At 47.4% G+C, this 22,073-nt stretch carries 21 protein-coding genes; 9 read left to right on the forward strand and 12 right to left on the reverse strand.

Annotated features, from left to right (window positions below; all coding sequences use genetic code 11):
• The 8 genes from nadC to yacG all read left to right on the forward strand — a co-directional run bounded on the left by nadC (nt 1) and on the right by yacG (nt 7,105).
• Nucleotides 1-843: a carboxylating nicotinate-nucleotide diphosphorylase gene (gene nadC / locus ACRRSW_RS18645; RefSeq protein ID WP_432460120.1), complete on the forward strand. Its 843-nt coding sequence runs from the start codon at nt 1-3 to the stop codon at nt 841-843.
• A gap of 247 nt (nt 844-1,090) precedes the next feature.
• Complete coding sequence (locus ACRRSW_RS18650; protein ID WP_432460121.1) at nt 1,091-1,549, forward strand: pilin; 459 nt, start codon at nt 1,091-1,093, stop codon at nt 1,547-1,549.
• 7 nt (nt 1,550-1,556) lie between these two features.
• Nucleotides 1,557-3,263 (forward strand): type IV-A pilus assembly ATPase PilB, encoded by a 1,707-nt coding sequence (gene pilB / locus ACRRSW_RS18655; protein ID WP_432460122.1) that lies wholly within the window; start codon nt 1,557-1,559, stop codon nt 3,261-3,263.
• A gap of 74 nt (nt 3,264-3,337) precedes the next feature.
• A complete protein-coding gene (locus ACRRSW_RS18660) occupies nt 3,338-4,582 on the forward strand; it encodes a type II secretion system F family protein (RefSeq protein WP_432460123.1) in 1,245 nt (414 codons plus the stop codon).
• A gap of 1 nt (nt 4,583) precedes the next feature.
• The gene (locus ACRRSW_RS18665; RefSeq protein ID WP_432460124.1) at nt 4,584-5,462 is read left to right on the forward strand and encodes a prepilin peptidase; all 879 of its coding nucleotides are present in this window, start codon (nt 4,584-4,586) and stop codon (nt 5,460-5,462) included.
• Nucleotides 5,463-5,505: 43 nt separating this feature from the next.
• Nucleotides 5,506-6,108, forward strand: coding sequence for a dephospho-CoA kinase (gene coaE / locus ACRRSW_RS18670; RefSeq protein WP_432460125.1), 603 nt, complete (start codon nt 5,506-5,508; stop codon nt 6,106-6,108).
• Between the two features lie 56 nt (nt 6,109-6,164).
• Nucleotides 6,165-6,905, forward strand: coding sequence for a cell division protein ZapD (gene zapD, locus ACRRSW_RS18675; protein WP_432460126.1), 741 nt, complete (start codon nt 6,165-6,167; stop codon nt 6,903-6,905).
• On the forward strand, nt 6,905-7,105 hold the full coding sequence (gene yacG / locus ACRRSW_RS18680; RefSeq protein ID WP_432456053.1) for a DNA gyrase inhibitor YacG: 201 nt from the start codon (nt 6,905-6,907) through the stop codon (nt 7,103-7,105). The genes zapD and yacG overlap by 1 nt, the downstream gene beginning before the upstream one ends.
• Before the next feature lie 11 nt (nt 7,106-7,116).
• Here yacG and mutT read toward each other — a convergent pair whose 3' ends face one another.
• The 3 genes from mutT to ACRRSW_RS18695 all read right to left on the reverse strand — a co-directional run bounded on the left by mutT (nt 7,117) and on the right by ACRRSW_RS18695 (nt 11,397).
• Nucleotides 7,117-7,524 carry an 8-oxo-dGTP diphosphatase MutT gene (gene mutT / locus ACRRSW_RS18685; RefSeq protein ID WP_432460127.1) on the reverse strand — a complete coding sequence of 136 codons (408 nt, stop codon included), beginning with the start codon at nt 7,522-7,524 and terminating at the stop codon, nt 7,117-7,119.
• 193 nt (nt 7,525-7,717) lie between these two features.
• A complete protein-coding gene (gene secA / locus ACRRSW_RS18690; protein WP_432460128.1) occupies nt 7,718-10,438 on the reverse strand; it encodes a preprotein translocase subunit SecA in 2,721 nt (906 codons plus the stop codon).
• A gap of 35 nt (nt 10,439-10,473) precedes the next feature.
• Nucleotides 10,474-11,397: a M23 family metallopeptidase gene (locus tag ACRRSW_RS18695; RefSeq protein ID WP_432460129.1), complete on the reverse strand. Its 924-nt coding sequence runs from the start codon at nt 11,395-11,397 to the stop codon at nt 10,474-10,476.
• A 21-nt stretch (nt 11,398-11,418) separates the two neighbouring features.
• Between ACRRSW_RS18695 and ACRRSW_RS18700 the strand changes: the two genes are divergently transcribed.
• Nucleotides 11,419-11,874: a DUF721 domain-containing protein gene (locus ACRRSW_RS18700; protein WP_432460130.1), complete on the forward strand. Its 456-nt coding sequence runs from the start codon at nt 11,419-11,421 to the stop codon at nt 11,872-11,874.
• Nucleotides 11,875-11,892: 18 nt separating this feature from the next.
• On the opposite strand, the gene lpxC is transcribed toward ACRRSW_RS18700, so the two are convergent.
• The 9 genes from lpxC to murD form a co-directional block, all read right to left on the reverse strand.
• Entirely contained in the window at nt 11,893-12,810 is a 918-nt protein-coding gene (gene lpxC / locus ACRRSW_RS18705; RefSeq protein ID WP_432456048.1) for a UDP-3-O-acyl-N-acetylglucosamine deacetylase, read from the reverse strand.
• Between the two features lie 109 nt (nt 12,811-12,919).
• On the reverse strand, nt 12,920-14,068 hold the full coding sequence (gene ftsZ, locus ACRRSW_RS18710) for a cell division protein FtsZ (RefSeq protein WP_432456047.1): 1,149 nt from the start codon (nt 14,066-14,068) through the stop codon (nt 12,920-12,922).
• A gap of 38 nt (nt 14,069-14,106) precedes the next feature.
• Nucleotides 14,107-15,363 (reverse strand): cell division protein FtsA, encoded by a 1,257-nt coding sequence (gene ftsA / locus ACRRSW_RS18715; protein WP_432460131.1) that lies wholly within the window; start codon nt 15,361-15,363, stop codon nt 14,107-14,109.
• Nucleotides 15,344-16,099, reverse strand: a complete 756-nt coding sequence (locus ACRRSW_RS18720) for a cell division protein FtsQ/DivIB (protein ID WP_432460133.1) — start codon at nt 16,097-16,099, stop codon at nt 15,344-15,346. Before ACRRSW_RS18720 ends, ftsA begins: the two co-directional genes overlap by 20 nt.
• Nucleotides 16,100-16,101: 2 nt before the next feature.
• Nucleotides 16,102-17,025: a D-alanine--D-alanine ligase gene (locus ACRRSW_RS18725; protein ID WP_432460134.1), complete on the reverse strand. Its 924-nt coding sequence runs from the start codon at nt 17,023-17,025 to the stop codon at nt 16,102-16,104.
• Nucleotides 17,025-18,473, reverse strand: coding sequence for a UDP-N-acetylmuramate--L-alanine ligase (murC, locus tag ACRRSW_RS18730; RefSeq protein ID WP_432460135.1), 1,449 nt, complete (start codon nt 18,471-18,473; stop codon nt 17,025-17,027). Before murC ends, ACRRSW_RS18725 begins: the two co-directional genes overlap by 1 nt.
• Nucleotides 18,474-19,559, reverse strand: a complete 1,086-nt coding sequence (gene murG / locus ACRRSW_RS18735) for an undecaprenyldiphospho-muramoylpentapeptide beta-N-acetylglucosaminyltransferase (protein ID WP_432460136.1) — start codon at nt 19,557-19,559, stop codon at nt 18,474-18,476. It lies immediately after the preceding gene.
• Nucleotides 19,552-20,760: a cell division protein FtsW gene (gene ftsW, locus ACRRSW_RS18740; protein ID WP_432460137.1), complete on the reverse strand. Its 1,209-nt coding sequence runs from the start codon at nt 20,758-20,760 to the stop codon at nt 19,552-19,554. Before ftsW ends, murG begins: the two co-directional genes overlap by 8 nt.
• Nucleotides 20,757-22,061: a UDP-N-acetylmuramoyl-L-alanine--D-glutamate ligase gene (murD, locus tag ACRRSW_RS18745; protein WP_432460138.1), complete on the reverse strand. Its 1,305-nt coding sequence runs from the start codon at nt 22,059-22,061 to the stop codon at nt 20,757-20,759. Before murD ends, ftsW begins: the two co-directional genes overlap by 4 nt.
• Nucleotides 22,062-22,073: the final 12 nt, after the last annotated feature.

The raw sequence follows: 22,073 nt of genomic DNA on the forward strand, positions 1-22,073 counted from the left end.
ATGAACCTCGAACAATTGCGCGCTAATGTCAGCGCAGCCCTCATTGAAGATTTAAGTCACTTAGACCCGCAGCTAGATATCACCGCGGGGCTGATTCCCGAACAACAAGTCAGTAGGGCTAAAATTATCAGCCGCGAAGATGCGGTATTTGTGGGTCGCCAATTTGCCGATGAAGTGTTTCGCCAACTCGGTGGACAAGTCAGCATAGAGTGGTTGGTTGAAGACGGCGACAAGGTTGTCGAAAACCAAAGCCTTTGCTATTTAAGTGGTCCTGCGCGGATTTTATTAACCGGTGAGCGCTGTGCACTCAACTTTATTCAAACCCTATCCGGAATTGCCACGCAAGTGGCTGCCTATTGTGACTTGCTTACTGGCACCCAATGCCAATTACTGGATACCCGAAAAACGCTACCGGGCTTACGCTTTGCCTCAAAATATGCGGTTCGCTGCGGCGGCGGCCATAATCATCGTTTCGGACTGTTCGATGCTTTTCTCATAAAAGAAAACCACATCATGGCCTGTGGCAGTATTAAAGCTGCAATAGACAAGGCGCGCCAGTTGTCACCGGGGAAAAAAGTGGAAGTGGAAGTGGAAAACCTCGACGAGTTAAACCAAGCGCTCGATGCAGGCAGCGATGTGGTAATGTTAGATAATTTCAGCGTCGAGTTGATGCGTCAAGCGGTTGAGCTCAACCAGGGCCGAGCAAAGTTAGAGGCCTCTGGCAATATGACCCTAAGCACCATTCGCCAGTATGCCGAAACAGGGGTTGACTATATTTCGGTAGGCGCTTTAACCAAACATGTCAAAGCGCTAGACCTAAGTATGCGCTTTGTCGCCGAATAAAATCGATTAGTTAAACAAGGCTGTATAAATACATTTACAGCCTCTCAAATCAAAGCCCCGCTAAGATCACGATTTAATTGTCTTTTTCTAAAAATAACTATACTTATAACATTCGTGTGCTTTAATCAGTATAGATTTGCAGCACCGTACAGTAAGGGATGTGGCTGAATTAACGGCGTTAATTTATTGCAACCCGATAATAAAACGGTAGATAAACAACTTAAAACTTGTGTAAAGGAAAGACGCAATGAAAACAGTCAAAAATCTTCAAATCAAAGTAGCCAACAAACAAAGCGGTTTTACGCTCATCGAATTAATGATTGTAGTCGCAATTATCGCAATCCTCGCCGCAGTAGCCTTGCCTGCGTATCAAACTTATACCAAGCGCGCCAAATTCACTGAAGTCGTCGCAGCAGCCGGACCCGCAAAAACTTCATTTGAAATTTGTGTGCAAAGTGGTGGCTACACTACTTTAGCATTAGCGCTCGCAGCTAAGTGTGATGAAGCAGCTACCGCGGCTGTAGCCGGCGCATTTGATACCACTAACGTAGCTTCGGTATCCATGGCTGATACTGGACTATTAACAGCGACTGGTTCAGCTGCTACATTTGCCAGCGCAACTTACACCATGCAAGCCGCTGTTTCGACAAACAGCCAGATCACTTGGACCATCGGTGGCTCCTGCCGAGCTGCTGGTCTGTGCTAAGAATTTAATGGCAACAGCAACTCAACTCAACGGCCTTGCTTCCAGCTTGGCCGTTTCTTTTCCCGACAAAGAACAACGCCTCGTCGAACTGTATCAACGCAGTAAGCAAGAGCAGCGTGCTTTTACCAGCGTATTGGTCGAGAATGAACTGCTCTCCAGCAAACAGCTGGCGGATTTTTGTGAAAGCCAATTTGGCATTCCACTGCTAGATTTAGATGCCATCGAGCTTAGTGAGATCCCGCAGAAATATCTCAACGAAAAATTGATTTTTAAACACCACGTCTTGCCGGTTTATAGCCAGGGACAGACCCTGTATGTGGCGATGGCCGATCCCAGCAATGTGACCGCCCTCGAAGATTTTGGCTTTAGCTTCGGCCTGCACGTCGAAGCGCTACTGGTTGAAGAAAACAAGCTATTTAACGCCATTCAATCGCTAGTCGATGACAGCGCCAACCTCGATTTAGGCGAGATTTCTGATGAGGATATCAACGATTTAGAAGTTAGTGAGGAAGGCTCACGCCTCGATGAGCAGCAAACCAATAAACAAGACGATGCCCCCATCGTGGTTTACATCAATAAGATCTTGATGGACGCGATCCGCCGCGGCGCTTCCGATTTACACTTTGAGCCCTATGAGCATAAATACCGGATCCGATTTCGCATCGACGGACTGTTACACGAAATCGCCAGCCCACCGATTAACCTGGCCAATCGCTTCTCGGCTCGGCTCAAAGTAATGGCGCGAATGGACATCGCCGAACGTCGACTACCACAGGATGGTCGAATAAAACTCAAGACCGGCCGTAACAAGGCCATCGACATGCGGGTGAATTCTCTGCCCACCATGTGGGGCGAAAAAATCGTGATCCGGATCCTCGACTCTTCGGCGGCCAAGCTAAACATCGACGCGCTTGGCTACGATGAGCAACAAAAAAAGCTATATTTAGACGCCTTAGCTCGCCCGCAAGGGATGATTTTAGTCACCGGCCCCACCGGTTCCGGTAAAACCGTGTCGTTGTATACTGGCTTAAGTATTCTCAATACCAGTGAAATTAATATTTCCACCGCCGAAGATCCGGTGGAGATTAACCTGCCAGGGGTTAACCAAGTACAGATTAATAATCGCGCTGGACTAAGCTTTGCCAGCGCTCTACGCGCCTTTCTACGTCAAGATCCTGATGTGGTAATGGTTGGGGAGATCCGCGATTTAGAAACCGCAGAAATATCGATTAAAGCGGCGCAAACCGGCCACTTAGTGCTGTCGACCCTGCATACTAATTCCGCCGCCGAAACCCTGACCCGGATGCTGAATATGGGGGTCCCAGCCTTTAACATCGCATCCTCGGTCAGCTTGATCATCGCCCAGCGTTTGGCGCGACGACTCTGTGAACACTGTAAAAAACCGAAGATAATCGAGGCGCATTTATTACCCAAGATCGGCTTTAATCAAGACCAAATCAGCGCAGGAGTTCAATTATTTGAACCGGAGGGTTGTGATAAGTGTACCGGCGGTTATAAGGGACGAGTTGGGATTTACGAGGTGATGCCCATGAGCAGTGCAATTGCTAAACTGATTATGGAGCAAGGTAATTCCATTCAAATCGCCGAACAGGCAATTACCGAAGGGATGTATTCGCTGCGCATGTCCGCCTTAGAAAAGGCCCGTTTAGGCGTCACCAGCTTAGCAGAAGTCGAGCGAGTCACAAATGTATGATTCACTCACACCACATCACTGATTATTTGATAAATTAAACTTATGTGTTAAGACCCATTGTTCGCAGGGATATTATGGCCGCCACAAGCACCAAGCGTAAAGTCGCCGTTAAAAAAATCAATGCCTTTAGCTGGAGTGGGATTAATCGCCGAGGCGGTAAGGTTAGCGGTGAATATCAAGCCGAAACCATGAACCATGTTCGAGTCGACCTGCGTCGCCAGGGCATCACCGTTACCAAAATCAAGAAAAAAAGTGAGAGTTTTCTTAGCCAATTGGGTAATAAGATCAAGCCGATGGACATCGCGGTGGTATCTCGACAAATCGCCACCATGCTGTCGGCTGGCGTGCCACTGGTGCAGAGTTTTAATATTATCGCCAAGAGTGTCGAAAAGCCGGCGATGCGTCAACTAATAGGAGAGATTAGTGCCGAAGTAGAATCAGGCACCGCACTTTCCGAAGCCCTGCGTAAACATCCTCGCTACTTCGACGATCTCTACTGTGACCTGATCGATGCCGGTGAGCAAAGTGGAGCCCTCGAGGCAATTTATGATCGGGTGGCCATCTATAAGGAAAAGGCCGAATCGCTGAAGTCCAAAATTAAGAAGGCGATGTTTTATCCAGTCTCGGTAATCATCGTCGCCATCATCGTGACCACCATTTTATTACTGTTTGTGATCCCCCAGTTTGAAGAAATTTTTGCCAGCTTTAATGCCGAACTCCCGGCTTTTACACTATTCGTTATTGGGATCTCACGCTTCCTGCAAGATTATTGGCCGTTCCTCTTTGGCGGGATTTTTGCGGCAGGCTTTGGCTATGTGCAAGCCTTTCGCCGCTCGCAGGGGGTGAAAGATGCCACCGACCGCTTTATTTTAAAAATTCCGGTGATTAATCCCATCTTACACAAAGCTGCGATGGCCCGTTTTGCGCGCACCTTGTCTACCACCTTTGCCGCCGGGATCCCGCTAATCGATGCGTTGCGCTCCGCAGCTGGTGCTTCTGGTAACGTCGTCTACCGCAATGCTATCAACGCCATCCGGGTGGAAGTTACCGGTGGGATGCAGATGAATGTGGCGATGCGTACCGTCAACATCTTTCCCGATATGGTGACCCAGATGGTGATGATTGGCGAAGAATCAGGCTCCTTGGATAGCATGCTCGATAAAGTCGCCAATATCTATGAACAGCAAGTTGATGACGCGGTTGATGGCCTCACCAGCTTAATCGAACCCTTGATTATGGCTGTGCTTGGGGTATTAGTTGGTGGTATGGTAGTGGCCATGTATTTACCTATTTTCAAACTGGGATCGGTCGTCAGTTAAAATGCAAGAGTTCATTGAATTTTACCCAGCCTTAGCGCTGGGTTTCTGTTTGTTAGTCGCGCTGTGTATCGGCTCTTTTAGTAACGTGGTGATCCATCGCCTGCCGGTGATGCTAGAGCGACAATGGAAACAAGAGTGCCGGCAGTTTTTAGCCGATGAGCTTGATGGCGATACGCCCGTTTCTCCCCAAACTTATAATTTGGCGCTACCGCGCTCAACTTGTCCGCACTGTCATCACTTAATTCTGGCCTGGCAAAATATTCCACTCATCAGTTGGTTGCTACTACGCGGTAAGTGTGCCAACTGCAAAGCGCCAATCAGTATCCGTTATCCATTGGTAGAAGCAGCGTGTGCGGCCTTAACCCTAGCCAGCTGGTGGCAGTTTGGTTTTAGCTTGCCATTCATCTTCGCCAGCATCTTTTGCATGCTGCTACTGTGTTTAGCCTTAATCGATTTGGATACCATGTATTTGCCCGACCAACTCACCCTACCCGGCCTGTGGTTTGGCCTGCTGCTGAATCTCGTCGGCGGCTTTGTCAGCCTTGAAAGTGCAGTGCTCGGCGCAGCAATTGGCTATGGTTTCTTATGGTGCTTATTTTGGCTGTTTAAACTACTGACGGGCAAAGAAGGCATGGGCTACGGAGATTTTAAACTATTGGCGATGATTGGCGCATGGTTTGGTTGGCAGGCCCTACCGCTAACCATCCTGTTATCATCACTGATCGGCGCGGGTATTGGCATTGCACTGATCTTGTTCGGCCGACATCAACAACAAAAACCGATTCCCTTTGGTCCCTATTTGGCAATTGCTGCCGTCACCTATCTATTTTTTGGCCAGAGTATTCAAGATTGGTACTTCAACTACATCGGTTTAGCGTGATGGCGGGCCTCATCTCCGAGCATCGCACACGAGGGCACCGTGCATGATCATTGGATTAACTGGCGGCATCGCCAGCGGTAAGAGTCAAGCATCCGCCCTGTTTGAAGCGCTTGGGGTGGCGGTGGTGGATGCTGACGTTGTTGCTCGGCAATTGGTTGAACCCGGCCAGCCAGCACTAAATCAGATCATCAAGCACTTTGGCCCGCAGCTACAGCTTGCGAATGGTCAATTGGACCGAGCCGCATTACGCAAGATTATTTTTAGTGAGCCCGAACAAAAAACTTGGCTGAACCATTTGCTTCATCCACTAATCCGCCAACAAATGCAACAACAGCTTGACGCAGCAGAAGGCCCCTACAAGATCTTGGTTGCCCCGCTACTCCTAGAAAACAAGCTGGATAAACTTGTCGATCGAGTGCTCATGATCGATACGCCAGTTGCCCTACAAATTGCCCGAACCATGGCGCGCGACAAGGTCAATCAAAGCCAAGCCGAGCAAATTATTGGTGCCCAAATGGATCGAGAGGCTAAACTCGCCGCCGCTACAGATATCATCGTAAACGATGGCGAACTGTCGTTATTAGCCGACAAAGTAAAGGAATTTCACCGCATTTACCTTAATCTTGCCAAAAGCCATGACAGTTGAAAGATCAGTGGGTACACTAGTTTAGATAAGTCTTTAACTTAGTGTAATGAATCGTCATGGCCGCACTCATATTCGAGCACCCTTTAAATGAGAAAGTAAGAAACTACTTACGCTTAGAGCAGTTATTTGAGCAACTCATGTTGGCTAAACCCCTGCAACACCCTTTGCAACAACAGCAATTTTTTCGGATTTTGTTTGAAGTTGCCGAAGTTTTAGAACGCTGTGAATGGCGCAGTGATTTACTCAAAGATTTAGCGACTCAAACCGAAAAACTAGATCAATGGGCATCCATGCCAAATGTTGATACCAGCAAAATAGAGCAGCTAATCCTTGAGGTTAAAAGTCTGTCGGTAGCCATCAGTAAACATGTTCGCGTAACCGACCACCTTAAAAATGACCGTTTATTAGCCAGCATTCGCCAACGTTTAGCCTTACCGGGCGGGAATAGTAGTTTTGATCTTCCCTACCTTCACTACTGGCTAAATCAACCACCGTCACAGCTTAGAGCTCAAGTAGAAGGGTGGCTACAACCCTTTCAAATGGTCGTTGAAGCGATTAAGCAGTTGCTCAAACTTGTCCGCGAGCAACATCAAGCCATTGAAGTGATTGCCAACAAGGGCTTCTATCAAGGCGTAGCACAACACTGCGGCCTATTACGGATCGAAGTCGATACCGACTATCAAGCCTATCCAACCGTGAGCGGACATAAACACCGCTTTGCTATCAAATTCATCAGTGCGGCCAATCTAGAAATAGACAATATTCACTGCCGCCTTTATTGCTGTAAGATCAACTAATGAAAAACCAGAACCCCCCAGTAGTTAAATGCCCCACTTGTAACGACGACGTCATCTGGCAAAGCAGTAGCGAGTTCAGACCCTTTTGTAGTGAGCGCTGTAAACTCATCGATTTAGGGGAATGGGCAAACCAAGAGAAAGCCATTCCCGGACAGCATATCGTAGAAGATGAAGATAAACCTGACAGCTGGGAGTTTTAATGTGTAGTAGCTCAGCTCTGATTCGTCTCTAAGCGCCCAATCGCCTGCAAAATAGCAAGATTTGCCTCAGGAAAAGTGTAATCACTCAAATTTTTTGCCATCACCCAGCGTATTTCCTGCTGTTCTGCGCCTTGTGCCTCTCCTGTAAAGCGTTCAATGGTATAAACGTGTAAACACACTCGTTTATCCACATAATCGTGCTCAATACGTGTCAACGCTTTACAGCTACTCACATCAATATCGATCAGCAGTTCTTCTTTTAGCTCACGGGCCAAAGCTTCAAGCACCGTTTCTTCAGGCTCAACTTTTCCTCCGGGAAACTCCCACTTTCCTCCCTGATGCTGCGCTTGGTGCCTTAAGCTCAACAAAATTTGTTGTTGCTTGAAGATAACCCCTACCGCCACATTCACTGTTTTCATTGCTACTCCCAAATTTAGCCCTTAACCGTTGACGGCGCGTCTAAACCAAAAACGACACCGAATTTCACTCTCGTGGCGCATATAACCAACCTCCCCCCAAGAGCTAAGCTCACAAGCACAATCTAAACCGCACCTCACATCAACAAAAAGGAGAGCCAAGGCTCTCCTTCTTTACAGCATAACTATCCTCAAATCAGGATAACTTACCATGGCATTGCTTATATTTCTTACCGGAACCACAGGGACAAGGATCATTGCGCCCCACTTTTTGCCCTTCACGAACAACCGGTTGATTTGATGCCGTTGTTGCTTCATCCTCGAGCTGATTTTGAGCTTGTTGATGACGATATTCCATAGCGCGTTGTTCGGCTTCACGACGTTTCGCTTCCATCGCTTCCACTTCTTCTGGCGCTTGAACCTGCACCCGACTCAAAATACTAATCACATCTAGCTTGAGTGCTTCAAGCATCTGGGTGAATAATTCAAAAGATTCCCGTTTGTATTCTTGCTTAGGATCCTTCTGAGCATAACCACGTAAGTGGATCCCTTGACGCAGATGATCCATCGCTGCGAGATGCTCCTTCCAAAGCTGATCAAGAGTTTGCAACATCACCGATTTCTCAAACTGTTTGATACTATCCGCGCCCACTTTATCAATTTTATCTTGGTACTCTTTCACGGCTGCTTCGATAACTCGCTCACGCAAGCTTTCTTCATGTAACTTATCGTCTTCATCCAGCCATTTTTGAATTGGTAAATCCAGTCCAAAATCACTCTTCAAACGTTGTTCCAACTCAGTGATTTGCCACATTTCGTCGAGAGACTGAGGGGGAATGTATTCATCAAGCACCGCTGAATATACATCTTGACGGATCACTTCGATGGTTTCAGAAATACTTTCACTATCCATAAGATCGTTGCGTTGCTCGTAAACAACCTTGCGCTGATCGTTAGCCACATCATCAAATTGCAGCAAAGACTTACGCACATCAAAGTTACGCCCTTCAACTTTACGCTGAGCATTTTCAATGGCGCGAGTGACCCAAGGATGCTCAATCGCTTCACCCTCTTCCATGCCGAGTTTTTTCATCATTCCGGTAACTCGATCTGATGCAAAAATACGCATCAAGCTATCTTCCATCGAGAGGTAGAAGCGAGTCGAACCGGGATCCCCTTGGCGACCCGAACGACCACGAAGCTGGTTATCAATACGACGGGATTCATGACGCTCGGTGCCAATAATATGTAAACCACCACTGGCTAATACTGCATCATGACGCTGCTGCCACTGGTGTTTAATCTCGGCAATTTGCTGCTCGCTCACTTCCTCACCTAAAGCACTCAGCTCGGCTTGAAGGCTACCGCCCAACACAATATCTGTTCCCCGGCCCGCCATATTCGTGGCGATGGTCACCGCACCAGCCATACCCGCTGAGGCGACAATTTCCGCTTCCTTCTCATGGAACTTAGCGTTCAGCACGTTATGTTTAATTTTTTCTTTGTTTAAAATATTCGACAATAGTTCCGAATTTTCGATCGATACGGTACCGACTAACACTGGACGCTGAGCCTTCACACACTCGCGAATATCCTCGACAATGGCGTGATATTTCTCTTCTGCGGTCAGATAGACTAAATCCCCTTTGTCATCACGAACCATCGGTTTATTGGTTGGTACAACCACCGTATCGAGGCCGTAAATAGATTGAAACTCAAAAGCTTCGGTGTCGGCAGTACCAGTCATTCCAGACAGTTTTTGATATAGGCGGAAATAGTTTTGGAAGGTGATTGACGCTAAGGTTTGGTTTTCATTTTGAATTGCCACCCCTTCTTTCGCTTCCACCGATTGATGTAGCCCTTCGGACCAACGACGCCCTGGCATGGTACGGCCGGTGTGTTCATCAACAATCACGATCTCGCCACTATCACTCACGATATAATCGACGTTACGTTCGAATAAGGTATGCGCGCGTAGACCAGCATTCACATGGTGTAACAGGCTAATATTGGCTGCATTATAAAGTGAATCCCCCTCTTCGAGCATGCCCCGCTCAATCAAGGTTTCTTCGACAAAAATTTGACCAGTTTCGGTCAAATGAACCTGCTTATTTTTTTCGTCGAGGGTGTAGTGACCGTCACCCGTATGTTCTTCAGTATCTTCTTCCTCTTGGCGAACCAAAAGTGGGATCACATCATTAATTTTTTTATAAAGCTCTGAGCTATCTTCCGCTGGACCAGAAATAATCAACGGTGTACGAGCCTCGTCGATGAGGATCGAGTCGACTTCATCCACAACTGCATAATTTAAAGGTCGTTGCACTCGTTGCTCAGGCGCAAAAGCCATATTGTCACGCAGATAATCAAAACCAAATTCGTTGTTAGTACCATAGGTAATATCAGCGGCGTAGGACGCCTTCTTGGCTTCATGGTCCATTCCCGCAATATTCACTGCAACGGATAAACCTAAGTATTCAAATAGAGGGCGATTCCATTCCGCATCACGTTGTGCCAAATAGTCATTCACGGTAATCACATGTACGCCCTTACCGGTAATCCCGTTCAGGTAAGCAGGCAAAGTCGCGGTCAAGGTTTTACCTTCACCAGTGCGCATCTCTGCGATTTTATTATCGTTAAGAACCATGCCACCAATCATCTGGACATCGAAATGACGCATTTCGAATACCCGTTTTGAGGCCTCACGAACCACCGCAAACGCTTCTGGCAAAATTGACTCTAGCGTTTCACCTTGCTCCACCCGCTCTCTAAATTCGACGGCCTTCGCTTTGATGTCTTCTGCTGACAATTTTTCGTATTCGGGCTCTAGGGCGTTAATAGCATTTACTATTTTACGCATCTTCTTGATGGTACGGTCGTTTCGGGTACCAACTATCTTTGTTACTAATTTACTAATCATGAAAAACTACTTCTGCTAAGACGAAATCCAATTTTCTATGCACTGGCTTTGCGATAAATAAATTTACTGGGATTCAGAGGTCGGCCATTTTTAAGCACCTCAAAATGCACATGAGGACCGGTTGAGCGGCCAGTACTGCCCATCAACGCGATCTCGTCCCCTTTATTTACCACATCACCTTCTTTTACTAATACTGCTTTAGCATGCCCGTAACGCGTTACCATTCCGTTACCATGCGCTATTTCAACGAAGTTGCCATAACCAGAACGCGTTCCGGCCCAAACAACCACGCCACTACCCACTGCGTAAATCGCTGTCCCTTCCTTCCCAGCAATATCGACTCCATTATGCACCGACAAGCGCTGCGTAAAAGGATCGAGCCGCGAACCAAAGGGTGAAGAAATCCAAATGCCGGGGCCTTTTGCCGGCCAACCAGAGATAAAACTATTGTCTAATAAATGGAGACTTTGTTGCCAAGATTCAAGCGCGGTAAGAGATTTTTTGTTTTTACCAAGCTGTTGTTCTAGTTGATACAGGCCAAACAACAAATGGCTATCGCGTTCACGACTGCTGTCAATGTCCATCATCGGCCCGCCAATAGGAGGTGTATGAGAAAAATCAAACTCTGCGGCAAGTTCGCTATCTTCCACTAAGCGAGCGCCAAGGGCATTCAAACGGGTCATCTCGACTTGCATTTGCCCCACTCGAAGCGCTAACCCACGATAACGCTCACGTAATTGTTGCTCAAACTGATGTAGCTTTGGTTCCGCTTGTAAACTATCCAACTGACTAATCAACCGCGCCTGTTGCTGTGCTAAGTCTCGATACTGTTGAACACCCCACAAACCAATACTGGACAATAGCAGTGCCAGCAGAAATCCCAGCCATAATAAACGGAAGGGATTTACGCGAATGGTTCTGGTCTCGCCTTTATGGGCGTATACTAAACTTAACTTCATATTGAAAATATACTAATTATTATGTCCAAGCGACAACACCAACCGATTTCGATTAATCGTCTGTTTCATCAGAAACAATTTTCGCAAATCGAACAGCCCTTACAACGCCGACTTCAGCTGCAACAACTGGGCAGCGATATTTTGGCACACTACAAACTACAGCAATGCCGTATCGTTAATATGCGTCAAGGAGTCGCTATTATCGAAGCACCGAGTTCCGCTTGGCTCACTCGACTAAAACAGTTCCGATTTGAACTACTGAGTGACTTACGCAAAGCTATCCCGGGGGTTGTCAGTTTAGAATTAAAAATAAATCCGGAGTTAAAGCACATTAAACCAGAACCTGAAGTAAAAAGCACTGGAAAACGCCAGCTAAGCGCTGAAGCAGCTAGACATATCACAGAATTATCCAAGCATGTGCCTGATGAACTGAAGGAAAAGTTGAAAAAATTAGCGGCGCTGAGCGGAGAGAGTTAGCCAGCGCCGACCAAATAACTAGAAACTGAATACCGGCAGTTGGTATGCAGCAGGCGCTTCGGACTTGTCTTCAAAAGTGACAATTTCCCAAGCATGTTGTTGCTCAAGCATTGCTCGAACCAGATTATTATTCAAGGCATGACCCGATTTATGTGCTCTTAAGTGACCCAAGATGGGTAAACCAGCCATAAACAAATCACCCACCGCATCGAGTAACTTGTGTTTAACAAACTCATCTTCATAACGAAGGCCATCTTCGTTAAGAATCCGGTAATCATCCAGCACAATTGCATTTTCTAATCCGCCACCTAGGGCTAGATTTTTAGATTGCAAATACTCAATATCACGCATAAACCCAAAGGTTCTAGCACGGCTGATTTCTTTCACAAACTTATCGGCAGAAAACATCATCGAAATCGCCTGATTACGGCCTTCCATCGCAGGATGATCAAAATCAATAGAGAAATCGATTTTAAAGCCGTCGTTGTTCGGCAGTAACTCGGCCCACTTATCTTCATGTTCAACACGAATAGCTTGTTTAATTCGAATAAACTTCTTCGCCGCAGATTGTTCTGTAATACCAGCCGATTGCAATAAAAATACAAAGGGGCTAGCACTACCATCCATCACTGGAAGCTCTGGCGCATCGACATCAATAATTAAATTATCCAAACCTAGGGCTGCAATTGCCGCCATTAAGTGCTCAACTGTTGAAATACGGTTACCCGCATCATCAATCAGACAAGTACAAAGCATGGTGTCGCGTACCAATTCTGCTTTTGCCGGGATCGTGACAACCGGATCCAAATCGGTACGATTGAACAGGATACCGGTATTCGCTGGCGCGGGACGCAAGACGATCGTGACCTTGTGCCCAGAATGCAAACCGATCCCTGTCGCTTGTACTGACTTTTCAAGAGTCCGTTGTTTAAGCATAAAAATTCCTCTGCTTTACGACCAAATAAATGTTAATGGTCGGACATCTTAGCATAAGTTTGAAATACACCACAAACTTTTGGCTAAATCTCCAGCATTAACCAACAGATTAATCTGCCTGACGACGCAAAAATGCTGGGATATCTAAATAATCACCATCACTACTCGCCCGACTAGGTTCCGCATTTACCACCGCAGCGGATTCATCCATCATCGGTGCAGAATCGGCTGGTAAGGTACGCGTAACTGGTTCCGCATTCACCGCTTGTTGTGGTTTAACAATAGAAATATCAGGGCGGCGTTCTGCACCAATACCAGTCGCAACCACGGTCACTCTTAATTCATCGCTCATTTCTGGGTCAATCACGGCCCCAACCACAACAGTCGCATTCTCAGAGGCAAAACCTTTCACGGCGTTGCCCACCGTTTCAAACTCTTCAATGCTCATATCGAAACCAGCGGTGATGTTGACCAAAATGCCACGCGCACCAGCTAGATCTACGTCTTCCAACAAGGGGCTAGAAATAGCAAGCTCGGCAGCTTCTTCAGCGCGGTCTTCACCAGAAGCGATCCCGGTCCCCATCATTGCAGTGCCCATTTCACGCATCACCGTGCGAACATCGGCGAAATCCACGTTAATTAAGCCAGGGCGAGTAATCAACTCGGCGATCCCCTGCACGGCACCTAGTAATACGTTATTTGCGGCCTTAAAAGCATCCAGCAGAGACACCCCTCGACCCAATACTTTTAACAGCTTATCGTTAGGGATCGTAATTAATGAATCAACACTCTTACTCAGCTGCTCAATCCCCTGCTGAGCATAACTGGTGCGTTTTTTGCCCTCAAAACCGAAAGGTTTAGTTACTACCGCTACGGTTAAGATCCCTAGCTCTTTAGCCACTTCCGCAACAATCGGAGCGGCACCAGTACCAGTCCCGCCTCCCATTCCGGCAGCAATAAACACCATATCTGCGCCTTGTAATTGGCTCATGATCGCATCTCGATCTTCCATCGCTGCTTCACGACCTACTTCAGGGTTTGCACCCGCCCCTAAACCTTTGGTGATGGCCCCACCAATTTGTAAGGTATTATCGGCACCAGAGTTACGTAGCGCTTGCGCATCGGTATTGATCGTGATGAATTCCACCCCTTCAATCGACTGCGCCACCATGTGCTCAACGGCGTTACCGCCACCACCGCCAACACCAACCACTTTAATAACCGCTTCATCGGTATGACTATCCATAATCTCAAACATAGTTCTCTCTCCGCTTTATTTTCGCCAATTAGCAAAAACTAAAATTCACCTTTAAACCAACTGTGTAAACGCTTCGCGATATTACCAACGCTGCTTATATTTTTCGCTTCAATTGGCTTTTCAGTTTGATTTTCCATTCCGTAATGTAACAAGCCTACAGCTGTTGAGTAGGTAGGCGCTTGTACATATTCGGTAAGACCAGCTACTTTATTGGCAGAACCAACTCGCACCTGACATTGTAAAATTTTCTCGGCGCATTCAACAACGCCCTCTATCTGTGCTGCACCACCGGTTAAAACCACACCGGCACCCAACTGCAATTTAGTACCTTGCGCTTGTAAATCATCCGCAAGCTCATCCAGCTTGACTTTAATCATCGCAAACAGCTCACTATATCGAGGTTCAATCACCTCCGCCAAAGTTTGCCGTTGCAAGCTACGAGACGGACGTCCTCCCACACTGGGGACTTCAATGGTATCGTCTCGACTCACCATACTGCCTAAGGCGCAACCATAACGAACCTTGACGGCCTCAGCATCATTTAATGGCGTACCAAATACGGTCGCTATATCACGAGTCACCGAATTACCAGCAAATGGAACCACTGAGGTATGACGCAAAGCGCCGCTAGTATAAACCGCAATATCCATGGTGCCAGAGCCAATATCAACCACACACACACCAAGCTCTTTCTCGTCTTCAGTAAGCACCGCATAACTTGAAGCCAAGGCAGAAAAAATCAGTTGATCGACTTTAAGATCACAACGCTCAACACACTTCACGATGTTCTTCACCATATCGTTATGGCAAGCAATAAGATGCACCTTGGCTTCCATACGAACTCCCGATAAACCAATCGGGTTTTTGATACCTTCTTGGAAATCGATGGCAAACTCTTGCGGCAATACATGCAAGATGCGGTGTTCATCGGGCAGTTTCACCGATTTAGCAGTGTGGATGGCGTTATCCACATCATCCTGAGTAACCTCTTCATCACTAATCGGCACCATGCCTTTTTCATTTAAACAACGGATGTGGCGTCCCGAGACCCCCAAATACACCGAGCTAATCTTGCAATCGGCCATTAACTCCGCTTCTTGCAGTGCTCGCTGTACGGTTTTAACCACCGAATCAAGGTCGTTAACCCCGCCTTTATCCATACCCTTTGCCGGATGACTGCCTACACCGATAATGCTCATCTCGTTGCTCGGCAAGACCTCACCGATCAATGCGGTGATTTTTGCGCTGCCAATATCGAGGCCAACGATCAGTTTTCTATCCGTTACTTTGGTCATTAATTACCAAACCTTCTTGTTTCTTCCAACCTACGGCAAAGCCGGTGTCATAACGTAAATCAACATAAGCGACTGCCGCATTCTTCAACTGCGGGTAAATATCGACAAAACGTTCAATACGATTGAACTTATCTTCTTTTCCTAAATGCAGTCGCATACCACCAGCCAGTTGTATTTGCCAAGCATGGCGCTCATTTAACGCAAGGCTTACAATATTTAAATTTCGACTCTGCAAACGCTGTTGCAATTGTCGAAAGGTGCTCAATACCATTTCAGCCTGCTCATCCGGACCACTTAAAGATACCAAGGCCGTTTTTACACGTTGCTGTGGCGCATCAAATATCTGACCTTGCTGATTAAGCAAAGCGGCATTATTCCAACGAGCAACGACTTGCTGCTCTTGTAAAGCGATCGATAACTTATCTGGCCACTGCTTACGTACCGTAACCTGCCGTACCCAAGGCAAGTGTTCAATCTGTGCTTTCACTTGCGACACATCCAAGCTAAAAAAATTGCCAGCCTCAGGTAATGCCGCTAAGGCATGCTGTAATTCTTGATCTAATACATACTCGCGCTGACCCGATACCAATAAGCGATTCATCGGGCTAAGCCGTTTATCACTCACCCCTCGATATACCGAGTAAGCCGCATAACTCAATACTAAAATAACCGACACAAAAAAGGTCACTCCCGCCCAATAGGCCCAAAGTTGCTTTTGTTGATGGGTCATTTGCATAATTAATGCGCCAAATCCAAAATACTCGCGACTAACTGATCAAAGCTCAGGCCTGCCTGTTCAGCCGCCATCGGTACTAAACTTTTTTCGGTCATTCCCGGGGACGTATTCACTTCGAGTAAATACCAATTCCCTTGTTGATCAGCCATCAAGTCAACTCGTCCCCACCCTTCACAGTCAGTGGCTTTAAAAGCTTGCATCGCAATCTCTGCCAATTGTTGCTCTTGTTGCGCGTCCAAACCGCTTGGGCAAAAATACTCGGTGGAAGCGCTTTGATACTTCGCCTGATAATCGTAAAAGGTATGCGGTGTTTGCATCCTAATCGAAGGTAATACCCGCTCCCCAACAATGGCTACCGTATATTCAGCACCGCTAATCCACTGTTCGATTAGTACTCGAGAATCATATTCAAAAGCACTCACTATCGCTTGTTGCAATTGCTCAACCGTCTCCGCCTTGGCCATTCCAATGCTTGACCCCTCTAAAGCGGGTTTAACAATCACTACTCCCGATAACTGTTGCAAAATATCTTCCGCCTGAGCAGCTTGATAAGAGGCTTGATCAACAATCCGATAAGCAGCCGTAGGCAGACCAAGAGTTTGCCAAATTTGCTTACAACGGATTTTATCCATCGCCAAGGCAGAACCAAGTACCCGACTGCCGGTATACGGAAGCCCCAGATATTCTAAGGCACCTTGCAAAGTACCGTCCTCACCACCTCGTCCATGCAAGGCAATAAACACATGACTATAGTGATTCTGTTTTAGCGTGTTTAGATCAAAACCTTGAGTATCGATACCTTCCGCATGAATACCTGCTCGAAGCAAACCCGATAACACCGCGCGCCCCGATTTAAGTGATACTTCACGCTCGGCTGAATCACCACCAAACAGCACCGCCACTCGTTTCATAACTAAACTACCCATTAATTATTCTTCATTCTATTGATGTTGAGCTGCAGCTCACCCAAGTGCCGCGCCAAGACGCCAATATTACCAGCACCTTGGGTTAATACGACATCACCATCTTCGATCACGTCAGCAAGCAAACTCGCCAATTCATCGGGTTGTTTCACATAAATAGGCTCTAAACCTCGTTGGCGTAGACTACGGCATAATGAACGACTATCCGCACCAGCAATCACATCCTCACCTGCCGAGTACACTTCCAAAAGCAATAAGCTGTCCACTTGAGCCAATACATCCACAAAATCTTCGTATAAATCACGCGTACGACTATAACGGTGCGGCTGAAACGCCATCACCAAACGCCGCGCTGGCCAAGCAGCTCGCGCCGCTTTCAGAGTTGCCAATACCTCGGTTGGGTGGTGACCATAATCATCCACCAACAGAGCAGAACCATTGCCGGTGGCAAATTCACCATACTGCTGGAATCGACGACCAATACCTTCAAAACCATTCAAAGCATCAATAATCGCCCGATCTTCGATACCATCTTCGCTCGAGACCGCGATTGCAGCCGCCGCGTTAAGCGCATTATGCTGCCCCGGCATATTAAGCTCAATCTCTAAGGCTGGACGACCAATGCGCTGCACCGTAAACGAGCAACGGTCACCTTGTTGCACAAATGCCTGAACCCGCACATCCGCCTGCTCTGAAAAACCGTAAGTAATAATATGTCGACCAATTTTAGGCAATAGCTCCTGCACGCCAGGATCATCAATACACATCACCGCCACGCCATAGAAAGGCAGGTTATGTAAAAAATCGATGAAGGTGGCATGCAGCTGAGCTTCATCACCACCATAAGTTTCCATATGGTCTGGTTCAACATTGGTGACCACTGCAACCATCGGCTGCAAGTGCAAAAATGAGGCATCACTTTCATCAGCTTCGGCGATAAGGTAACGGCTACTGCCCAAGCGTGCATTGGTACCCGCGCTATTTAGCAAACCACCAATCACAAAGGTGGGGTCACGGTCAGCCTGCGCATAGATACTGGCAAGCAAACTAGTCGTAGTGGTTTTACCATGCGTGCCCGCAACGGCAACGCCATGCCGATAGCGCATCAATTCAGCCAACATTTCTGCGCGACGAACCACCGGAATCCGAGCAGCTCTTGCAGCAACAACTTCTGGGTTATCGTCTCGAATCGCAGTTGACACCACCACCACGTGTGCCCCCGCAATGTTGCTTGCAGCATGACCAACATAAATTTCAGCACCGACCGTCAGCAAACGATCCGTCATTGTATTTTGCGCCTGATCCGAGCCTGAGATTTGATAACCTTCATTAGCCAATACTTCGGCAATCCCCCCCATACCTGCACCTCCAATCCCCACGAAGTGAATCCGCTTCACCTTGCGCATCTCTGGGATCATGGTCCGTAATTTGGCTAATTCAATTTTACTCATCTAACTACTCTTCATTAAGTCTTGGCAAACTGCGGCGACTTTCTCTGTCGCATCAATGGCCGCCTGCTTTCTCGCATTACAACCATAACGATGGCGCAATCCCGGATCAGCAAATTCATTTAATATCGTCGCTATCCGCTGTGACGAAAAATCGCTTTGAGCCAACAATTGGGCAGCCTCTGCATCCACCAAATATTGGGCATTTTTAGTTTGATGATCGTCCACCGCATAGGGAAGCGGAACAAAAATCGCAGCTAAACCCGCGGCCGCCACCTCCGACACCGTGAGCGCGCCAGCGCGACAGAGTATCACATCCGCCCACTGGTAAGCTGCTGCCATATCATCAATAAACTCGACTATTTTCGGCGCTTGACTCAAGTGTTCTTCAAGCTTGGCATCCTGATAAGCTTGTTCGGCACTTGCCAACTTATTTTTACCCGCTTGATGACAAATACGAAGATCTAAACCACTGGCTTTAATTCCAGCAGCCAAATGCTGATTAAAAACTTGCGCCCCTAAACTTCCGCCAATCACTAGCAGATTATAATCGCGACTTTCGCTTAAGCTTTTTTCAGGTAATGCCAATACCGCAGGTCTCACCGGATTACCCACCACTTTGCCCTTAGCGAGAGCACCAGGAAAAGCAATCAAAGTCTTAGTGGCAATTTTGGCCAACATTCTATTGGTTAATCCGGCGGCGGCATTTTGCTCATGTAATACCAGAGGTTTTCTCATCAACCATGCCGCTATTCCACCGGGTCCACTGGCAAAGCCGCCCATGCCAAGCACCACATCAGGTTGCAAACGCAGCATCAGCAACAGCGCCTGCCTTATCGCATTCAACAACTTAAAAGGCGCGGCTAGCTTACGCAACAGGCCATTGCCACGAACCCCCTTGATACTTATAAAATCAATAGCATAGCCATGTTTCGGTACCAACTGAGCTTCCATTCGTTCGGCGGTTCCCAACCACGATATCTGCCAACCTTGCTGACACAGATGATCCGCTACCGCCAAACCAGGAAATACATGACCACCAGTCCCGCCGGCCATAACCAATAACTTGGGACGCTTCTGTTCAGCCATGGGAGTCCCTCGTATAGGCTTGGCAACGAGCCAAACGGAACTCATGGTCAATGCGCAATAACACTGCGACCGCTATCGACATCACCAACAAACTGGAACCACCATAACTCACCAAAGGTAAGGTTAAGCCTTTGGTCGGCACCAAGCCCGATGCAGCCCCCACATTCACCATCGTTTGAAAACTAAACCAAATACCAATGCCGCAAGCTAAGTAACCCGCAAAAGCTTGTTCTGCTAATAAAGCCTGCTTGCCTATTTTCATCGCTCGGCTAACCAATAAAATGAGTAACAGGAGTACCGCACAAACCCCCACAAAACCAAGTTCTTCCGCAAGCACCGCCACCACAAAATCGGTGTGGGCTTCAGGTAAGTATTCAAGTTTTTGAATTGAGTTCCCCAAACCTTCCCCCAACCAATCTCCGCGACCAAAGGCCATCAGAGATTGCGTGAGTTGATAACCGCTACCAAAGGGATCTTGCCAAGGGTCCAAGAACGAAGAAACTCGACGCATTCGATAAGGTTCGGCAATCACCAAAGTCACCACCGAAACCACACCGGTAAACATTAAACCAAAGAACTGGATCAGCTTCGCGCCAGCTAAAAACAACATGCCCACCGTCGTCACAAACATCACAATCACGCTACCCAAATCGGGTTGCGCCAATAATAAAACAGCCATCAGAAAAAACACCACTAGCGGCTTTAAGAAACCTTTTAAATTCTCTCTTACCTGTTCATGACGGCGAACCAAATAACCAGCCAAGTAGGTAAACAGCGCCAGCTTTGAAAACTCAGCGGGCTGGATATTAATCGGACCAAAACCTATCCAGCGACTACTACCGTTAATATTCCGCCCCACCAATAACACCAACACCAGCGCGAGCCCCGCCAGCAGCAAAAATGTTGCGTTATGTGACTGCCACCAGGCGATCGGGATCTGCACCACCACCGCCATCGTCGCTAAGCAGATCAGTAGGTAGATACCATGACGCTTGGCAAAACGGAACGGATCGTCATTGATGGCAATACCTTCTGGGATAGAAGAAGACGCCACCATCACTAAACCAAATACCATCAAACATAGCGCTAACCACAATAAGTGACGATCGAATAACTGTGGTTCGGCACGCGCTGCAGGCTCCACCTGAAACCGACTGACCAACAGTTGAAATCCTAAGCGTGGTTTAGCAAGTAAATTCATAGCGCCTCCACCAATTGGCAAAAGTGCTCACCGCGCGCTTCAAAATTACGATACATATCCAGACTGGCACAGGCAGGCGATAACAATACCGTATCACCAGCTCTAGCTTGTTCAGCGCACCAATTCAACGCTCCAGATAGGTCATCAACTAAGACGACTTGCGGATCCAATTGTTGAAAACGCAACTTATCTCGACCAAAGGCAACCACCCCTGCCACTTCAGAAAATGCAGACTTAAGCTCACTTAAATCGCCAGCCTTACTATCCCCGCCCACAATCAACCAGAGTTGAGCCGCGCTATCTTTCAGTCCGATGAGCGCCGCCAAAGTGGCGCCAACATTGGTAGCCTTAGAATCATTAATCCACCGGATATCTCTTTTACGAGAAACCAATTGGCAGCGGTGGGTTAAGCCAGCAAACTGCTTTACTGCGGCTAAGCAAGCTTGCATGGGAATGGCGAGCGACTCAGCTAAGGCGAGAGCTGCCAGTATATTGGCATAATTGTGGGTTCCAACTAAGGCCAAATCGCTAATATCAAGCAGTACTTTAGTTCCGTGGAGTAACTGTTTTTGATCGCAGCTAAGACAAAAGTCGGCGGGTTGAGTGACAGAAAAACTAAGTCTATTTTCAGTCGTGGTAATTGGTGTCGATTGAACATCATCCAAGTTCACAACTGCGGTCATCGCGTGCTGATAAACTTTTTGCTTCGCTGCAATATAAGCATCTAAATCATCATAGCGATCCATATGATCTTCGCTAACATTGAGTAGAGTGGCCGCTGCCGTCTGCAAATGTTCAGTGGTCTCTAATTGGAAACTTGATAACTCCAATACATATAGCTGCACCTCATCATTGAGCAAATCCAACGCGGGCACGCCAATATTACCGCCAACCGCCACCTTAAGACCGGCCTGTTTAGCCATTTCGCCCAGCAGTGTAGTAACGGTACTCTTGCCGTTAGAGCCAGTAATCGCCACCACTGGTGCTGCCGCATAATGACTAAACAACTCCACATCACCGATCAAAGCAATGCCTGCTTTGGCAAGGGTTTGTAGAACCGGGTGGGCCAAGGCAACACCAGGACTGACAATCACCACATCACAATCGAGTAATTGAGCCAGAGGCAGCTCGCCACAAATTACTGGCAATTCAGTGGGCAAATTAACCAAACCCGGTGGCTCTGCTCGGGTATCACAAACCAAGGGAGAAATCCCGTGACGCAGCAAAAAACGGACACTACTGAGTCCGCTAGCACCAAGGCCAACCACCGCATATCGCTTTTGTGACTGTAATTTACTCACCAACCCACTCAA

Origin of the sequence: Agarivorans sp. QJM3NY_25 (assembly GCF_050870875.2) — a bacterium.
Classification (GTDB): Bacteria; Pseudomonadota; Gammaproteobacteria; order Enterobacterales; family Celerinatantimonadaceae; genus Agarivorans.

Bases quoted from the DNA above. Each gene is read 5' to 3' on its own strand.
- ftsW (WP_432460137.1), bottom strand. From the start codon at position 20,760: ATGAATTTACTTGCTAAACCACGCTTAGGATTTCAACTGTTGGTCAGT.
- ftsA (WP_432460131.1), bottom strand. From the start codon at position 15,363: ATGACCAAAGTAACGGATAGAAAACTGATCGTTGGCCTCGATATTGGC.
- ACRRSW_RS18650 (WP_432460121.1), top strand. From the start codon at position 1,091: ATGAAAACAGTCAAAAATCTTCAAATCAAAGTAGCCAACAAACAAAGC.
- zapD (WP_432460126.1), top strand. From the start codon at position 6,165: ATGGCCGCACTCATATTCGAGCACCCTTTAAATGAGAAAGTAAGAAAC.
- ACRRSW_RS18695 (WP_432460129.1), bottom strand. From the start codon at position 11,397: ATGAAGTTAAGTTTAGTATACGCCCATAAAGGCGAGACCAGAACCATT.
- yacG (WP_432456053.1), top strand. From the start codon at position 6,905: ATGAAAAACCAGAACCCCCCAGTAGTTAAATGCCCCACTTGTAACGAC.
- nadC (WP_432460120.1), top strand. From the start codon at position 1: ATGAACCTCGAACAATTGCGCGCTAATGTCAGCGCAGCCCTCATTGAA.
- secA (WP_432460128.1), bottom strand. From the start codon at position 10,438: ATGATTAGTAAATTAGTAACAAAGATAGTTGGTACCCGAAACGACCGT.
- murG (WP_432460136.1), bottom strand. From the start codon at position 19,559: ATGGCTGAACAGAAGCGTCCCAAGTTATTGGTTATGGCCGGCGGGACT.
- lpxC (WP_432456048.1), bottom strand. From the start codon at position 12,810: ATGCTTAAACAACGGACTCTTGAAAAGTCAGTACAAGCGACAGGGATC.
- ACRRSW_RS18660 (WP_432460123.1), top strand. From the start codon at position 3,338: ATGGCCGCCACAAGCACCAAGCGTAAAGTCGCCGTTAAAAAAATCAAT.
- ftsZ (WP_432456047.1), bottom strand. From the start codon at position 14,068: ATGTTTGAGATTATGGATAGTCATACCGATGAAGCGGTTATTAAAGTG.
- ACRRSW_RS18725 (WP_432460134.1), bottom strand. From the start codon at position 17,025: ATGGGTAGTTTAGTTATGAAACGAGTGGCGGTGCTGTTTGGTGGTGAT.
- pilB (WP_432460122.1), top strand. From the start codon at position 1,557: ATGGCAACAGCAACTCAACTCAACGGCCTTGCTTCCAGCTTGGCCGTT.
- ACRRSW_RS18720 (WP_432460133.1), bottom strand. From the start codon at position 16,099: ATGCAAATGACCCATCAACAAAAGCAACTTTGGGCCTATTGGGCGGGA.
- ACRRSW_RS18665 (WP_432460124.1), top strand. From the start codon at position 4,584: ATGCAAGAGTTCATTGAATTTTACCCAGCCTTAGCGCTGGGTTTCTGT.
- mutT (WP_432460127.1), bottom strand. From the start codon at position 7,524: ATGAAAACAGTGAATGTGGCGGTAGGGGTTATCTTCAAGCAACAACAA.
- coaE (WP_432460125.1), top strand. From the start codon at position 5,506: ATGATCATTGGATTAACTGGCGGCATCGCCAGCGGTAAGAGTCAAGCA.
- murC (WP_432460135.1), bottom strand. From the start codon at position 18,473: ATGAGTAAAATTGAATTAGCCAAATTACGGACCATGATCCCAGAGATG.
- ACRRSW_RS18700 (WP_432460130.1), top strand. From the start codon at position 11,419: ATGTCCAAGCGACAACACCAACCGATTTCGATTAATCGTCTGTTTCAT.